The organism is Thermogemmatispora sp., from assembly GCF_019683635.1.
Classification (GTDB): domain Bacteria; phylum Chloroflexota; class Ktedonobacteria; order Ktedonobacterales; family Ktedonobacteraceae; genus Thermogemmatispora.
This window is the reverse complement of sequence record NZ_JADGIA010000309.1, coordinates 1-3,968: the sequence shown is the minus strand read 5'-3', so window position 1 is coordinate 3,968 and position 3,968 is coordinate 1. Positions and strand designations below refer to the sequence as shown.

Below are 3,968 nucleotides of genomic sequence, written 5' to 3'. Positions count from 1 at the left end.
CCGCTAGCCCGCACGGGAGGCCGATCAGTCTGTCGACCGGCGCTGAATATCTTGCCGAGGGGTGAGCCTTACTTAACCCAGGCAGGGGCAGCAGCAGCAGACGATGCAGCAGCTGCAGCAGGCGGTCTGGCCCGAGGAAGCGCCGATCTCCACCATGCCGTGGCCGGCGGTGAGCAGCTCCAGGCCGCCTTCGTTGGAGAGCTTCAGGTCCTCGATCTCCAGGTCATCGAGGGAGAGGCCTTCGAGTTCCAGCTGAGCGAGTTCGCCGTGCAGTTCTTGCATTTCAGACTCCTTTCTCTTCAAAAGCTGTATTTACAGCTATATAAAGGTAGAAACTGCTCCCTTGCCGCTCTTGACGAGCGATACACGACAGATCTGAAAATACGTCTAGCGGTTAAGAGGGCAGTATCACCTCATGCCCGTAGTTTGGGTGCTGGTGTTTGGATGACTGGAGACGAGAAGGAGTGGTATGCCTCTAGCGAGGCTATGGGCGCGGCCTCTAACGTACCTGATTTTGCGGAGCCGGCGCTGGTAATCAGCCAGATTGCGATGGCAATCACTCCTGTGATACACCTGACGGTACTAGGCAGATGCTCCTTCACATCCAATCACCGAGCAGCATTGCTCTTGAGTGAGATGTCATCTGGCATGGTAGACCAGCCTTATAGCGCGGCTCAGGCCGAAGATCGATATTATTCTATTGCCCTATTCATTACCCAGCCTGCCATCCAGCATGGCTGAGCCTGCCTGGAAGCGATCTACCCGACAGTGATCTGAGGAACTGGGCGCGAGCATGGCGAACTCAAGGAACCTTCACCCTGGGCCTTTCCCCCCCAGGAAAGGACAGGTGGGTTGGCGTTCGCATTCCGACGGAGGAGTCGGACGATCTGCGCCAGGTCTGTCTGGCTCTCGACCGTCCATCTCGACGACTCCCTGTCCAGATGGAGGCTATTCATGCTCACGCTTCGAATATACCATTATGGTGGAGTTAATGTCAAGTGGGGTAGAGAGTCTAGAGAGGGCCAGTGATCAAGAAGACGTTTAGTAGCCTCTCTGGAACTTTTGCCAGCCCCGCCCGGGGGTCAGTTGAGGCCTCTCTTGTTTGGTGAACGTGAAAAGTAGGAATAGCAGGCCATACCTATTCTTCCGATCCAGCAGTGTGCACCTGGAAAGTCGATCTGGCCGCGCTCACGGCGATGCCCCTGTCTCCTCAAGGGCAAGCGGGCAGCTCTTTGATCAGGCCCCCGCTCTGCTCACCGGCGGCTGCTGACTGACGTGCCTCTGGTGCCAGATCCGGGAATCATCCCGGCACCAGAGGCGAGAGTGCCCGCTGCTCGTCTGCCTGTGCGGGCACTCAATGGTCCTGCAGCGTTGGCAGGAAGGTAAGTTTGTCGCGATGCTGGCTTTTCTTCTTCAAGGTCCATCTGGGGGAATCAGAGTTTCCGCCCATAGGCTGCGACAAAGTGATACATGGTCTTCAGTTCATTGCATTCCTGGAGCATGGCCTGGACAAGCGCCTGATACTGCTGTGGACTCAGCTGAAAGCGTTTTGTTGCCGCGCCACTCAGTGCCAGAGCGAACTCGCGGAAGTCCAGCGCCAGCAAGGAGCCGATGCGCCCGCCCCAGTCTCCGAAAGGGACCTCGATCACCTGTCGTTGCACCTGTGACAGACCAGCCTCCCACAGGTAGCGATCCAGTGAGGCGGTGACGGCACCCTCTCCATCCAGTCCCCTTAGCGCTGCCAGTTCCTTGATCATGGCATCTAGCTGCCGATGGGTTGGCCCCATAGGCGCCGCTTCCAGGCCCGGCTCCAGCAGTTCGACCCAGCCGCCAGGTGCGGTCACCCGTGCCAATTCTTGCACTACTCGGGGCCAGGCCGCCAGTGGCAGTGCCGTCCATAAGAAGCGCTGATGGACGAAATCGAAGGAGCGGTCCGGGAAGGGGAGGCCATTAAGCACGTCTCCTTTGACGAAGCGGTAATTGGGCGGGGGAGCTGTCTGCTGCTTTGCCTCCTCCACATCCAGGCCGACCACGCTCGCCTGGGGGAACTCACGCGCTAGCTCGGAGGCCCATTGTCCAGTGCCGCAGCCAACATCAAGGATCTGGCGCGGAGCCTGGATGGGAGCCAGATAGTTGCGGCGCAGGGCAGCGCGCAGTACGTAGTGCTGAAAGTCCAGGCGGTTGACCTCCTGCAGGTCCTTGGGCAGCAGATAGGGCTGCTCCTCAAGATAGCGGCGCTGATCGGTATCGGCGTGGTTGGGTAGAGTGATCGCGTTCTCCCGACTGGGGAATCGGGCTGGTTCGGAAGTGTCTGAGATCGCTGGGAAACTGCTCTGGGGTGCTGTTGGGCGCTTGCGTCTGAAGAACCACCAGGGCATACTGCTACCTCCTTGTTATCTGGTCCCGCTCTGTGTGAAAAGAGCTAGTATGAATGAGTGCAGATGGAGAGCGAACACTGTCAGTCTAGGAAAGGAGAAGAGGGATGTCAACGAGAAGCGCTTGTCATAATGCCTGATTGTTGGTTTTTTATGATTTTTTAATGCAGAACAGAACCGGCAGGCCCGGCTGGAGGGAGCGGGTATGTCGGCGGACGGGGCTGGTGCGTGAACGGGGGAAGACAATGGCTGAGATAGCGACCTGCAGTTCGGCAACCTGGCTGGACACATCGGAAAGAACAAGAGGCATGCCTTTCTTCAGGCACACCTCTCAGTAAGCGATAGAGCCAGCCAGGGGAAACCATCGGCATTAGAGGAGCCCCGTCCAGGCTGTACTCTCTGGATCATCGGCTGTCTGTCGCTGCTCTTCTCCGGTCCGCTTGGCCTGCTCATCAGGGTCTTCCTCTTCCCGCAGCATCCCGGGCCGCACAATAAATAAGGGAAGCCTGCTGTGTGCAAGCAGCTGCTCAGTTACACTGCCGAGCAAGAAGCGGGCCAGTCCGGTGCGTCCGTGAGTCGCCAGCGCGATCAGATCGAAGCGCTGAGTGGGGTCCCGCTCCTCTTCAGCTGTAGCATGTTCGAGAATCGCCTCTGAGACATTGCTGCCCACCGTCACCGCCGACGTGATTGTTACAGCAGGATTGGCCAGCTGATCCTGACGCACTCTTTGCACCACTCCCTCCACATAGTTCCTGGCTTCCTCCTGGAGCTGTTCAGGCAGCTCCAGATCAGGGACAGAGACAAGCCCTCCTCCTAACGCTCCGTAGCCCGAGATATCGATAACACGCAATAACTGTACCAGGCTCAACTCAGGAGGAACAAGCTGCGCTAGCAGCTGAAAGGCTGGCCTGAGCGCGGCCTCTGCGACCGGCGATCCATCAAGCGGCAGCAACAGGCGCAGCGGACGTTCCGGTCGCGGAAAGGGCAGCAGCGGCCCTTGCTCATGGAAGACTAGCAACGGGGCCGGGCTTCGTCTGACGGCTTGCTGCGCCATACTGCCCACGATCCAGCGCTTGAGCCGGCTAGCAGCATGGGTGCAGAGGATGATGAGGTCCGTCTGCTCCAGCTGCGCCGCCGAACACACTGTTGAGGCTGGCGGGCCAAAAGCGACCTCTTGCTCGACGGGCAGGCGTTCAAGGGCTTGAGCATAGTTCTGAACGGTCTCGTTGAGGTAGCGCCCGGCTTGAGCCAGGGCTTGCTCTGCCAGGCTGCTGGAAGGATCATAGAGGGCACTGCTATCAGCAAGCACACCTGGGGGAGGCCATTCAATCACGCGTAGCACGGAGATTGATCCTTGAACTGGGCGCGCCAGATGGGCGGCGATCAGCAAGGCGCGTTCCGCGGCGGGGGTGCCATCCAGGGGAACAAGGATGCGGCGAAACATCGGTCTGCGACTCCTTTCTGCTTGAGAGAGCCAGCAGCGCGCGAGCTAGGCACCGCTGGTCATGGCTGTCCTGTCCACATCGCTTGTCTCTTGTTCTTCTCTTCCCCAAGCATAGTTGATGCTGGTCACGAGAGCGTTACGATGATGCG

3 protein-coding genes are annotated in these 3,968 nt (G+C 58.9%); all 3 read right to left on the bottom strand.

The window, feature by feature from the left end:
• Positions 1-72: 72 nt before the first annotated feature.
• Complete coding sequence (locus IRZ31_RS20590; RefSeq protein WP_297157426.1) at positions 73-282, bottom strand: thiomuracin/GE37468 family thiazolyl RiPP peptide; 210 nt, start codon at positions 280-282, stop codon at positions 73-75.
• 1,151 nt (positions 283-1,433) lie between these two features.
• The gene (locus tag IRZ31_RS20585; protein WP_297157423.1) at positions 1,434-2,378 is read right to left on the bottom strand and encodes a class I SAM-dependent methyltransferase; all 945 of its coding nucleotides are present in this window, start codon (positions 2,376-2,378) and stop codon (positions 1,434-1,436) included.
• Between the two features lie 367 nt (positions 2,379-2,745).
• Positions 2,746-3,819 carry a universal stress protein gene (locus IRZ31_RS20580; RefSeq protein ID WP_297157420.1) on the bottom strand — a complete coding sequence of 358 codons (1,074 nt, stop codon included), beginning with the start codon at positions 3,817-3,819 and terminating at the stop codon, positions 2,746-2,748.
• Positions 3,820-3,968: the final 149 nt, after the last annotated feature.

Coding starts and splice junctions, on each gene's coding strand:
- IRZ31_RS20580 (WP_297157420.1), bottom strand. CDS start 3,819: ATGTTTCGCCGCATCCTTGTTCCCCTGGATGGCACCCCCGCCGCGGAA.
- IRZ31_RS20590 (WP_297157426.1), bottom strand. CDS start 282: ATGCAAGAACTGCACGGCGAACTCGCTCAGCTGGAACTCGAAGGCCTC.
- IRZ31_RS20585 (WP_297157423.1), bottom strand. CDS start 2,378: ATGCCCTGGTGGTTCTTCAGACGCAAGCGCCCAACAGCACCCCAGAGC.